Genomic DNA, 1328 nt, shown 5'->3' with positions numbered 1-1328 from the left:
GCCCATCTAGAACACCGCGCCGTCATCCTGGCCCGCAACGCCGACGACCTCCACCACGCCCTCGACCACCTCGCCGGCACAAACACCGACGACAGCATGAGCTTCAGCGCAGGTGACGGCAACGGCGTCGGCGTCGCCAGGAGCAGCAACAGCAACAGCAACAGCAACGGCAGCGGTGACGCGGGCAACGGCAGCGACGGTGGCGACGGCACAGGCGCAGGCGCAGGCGCGGCCAGTGGCAACGGCATCAACACCGCGACCGTCAACGGCACTGGCAACGGCACTGGCAACGGCACTGGCGCTCACGGTGGCACCGGCGGCACCGAGAACGCCGCAAGCGGAGCCGCGACGGCGACCGCCAACAGAACCGGCACCCCCACCCGCTCCAACACCCGCAACAGCAACAGCATCAGCATCGGCATCGGCATCGGCATCGGCGTGAACGTGATCACCGGACGTGCCCGACCCGGCAAAACCGCGTTCCTCTACTCCGGACAAGGCGCCCAACACCCCGGCATGGGCCGCCAACTCTACGAAACCTTCCCCACCTTCGCCACCGCCCTCAACAACACCCTCGACGCCCTCGACCCCCACCTCGACCACCCCCTCCGCGACATCATGTGGGCCCCACCCCACACCCCCCAAGCCCACCTCCTCAACCAAACCACCTACACCCAACCCGCCATCTTCGCCCTCCAAACCGCCCTCACCCACCTCCTCACCACCTGGGGCATCCACCCCCACTACCTCGCCGGACACTCCCTCGGCGAAATCACCGCCGCCCACACCGCCGGCATCCTCACCCTCACCGACGCCGCCACCCTCATCACCCAACGCGCCCACCTCATGCAAACCCTCCCCCCCAACGGCGCCATGACCGCCATCAACGCCACCCCCGAAGAAATCACCCCCCACCTCACCCCCCACACCGCCATCGCCGCCATCAACCACCCCACCAACACCGTCATCTCCGGCAACGCACACGACATCCACACCATCACCACCCACTTCACCAACCTCGGCCGCAAAACCCACCCCCTCACCGTCTCCCACGCCTTCCACTCCCCCCTCCTCGACCCCATCCTCACCCCCCTGGACACCCTCGCCCACACCCTCACCCACCACCCCGCCCACACCCCCCTCATCACCAACACCACCGCCACCCCCACCCACACCCTCACCCCCACCCACTGGGCCCACCACGCCCGCCAACCCGTCCAATTCGCCAACACCATCACCCACCTCCACCACACCGGCGTCACCACCTACCTCGAAATCGGACCCGACACCACCCTCACCGCCATCGCCCCCCACAACCTCCCCACCAC

Annotated in this window: 1 protein-coding gene; it reads left to right on the top strand. The window is 68.1% G+C overall.

All coding sequences use genetic code 11. The features are described 5' to 3' along the window. Positions 1-1328: acyltransferase domain-containing protein (locus ACWDRB_RS67835; RefSeq protein WP_449912913.1), on the top strand; the 1328-nt coding region annotated here is incomplete at both ends.

The sequence above is a fragment of the Nonomuraea sp. NPDC003707 genome (assembly GCF_053587055.1).
This window is presented reverse-complemented; position numbering and strand designations above follow the sequence as displayed.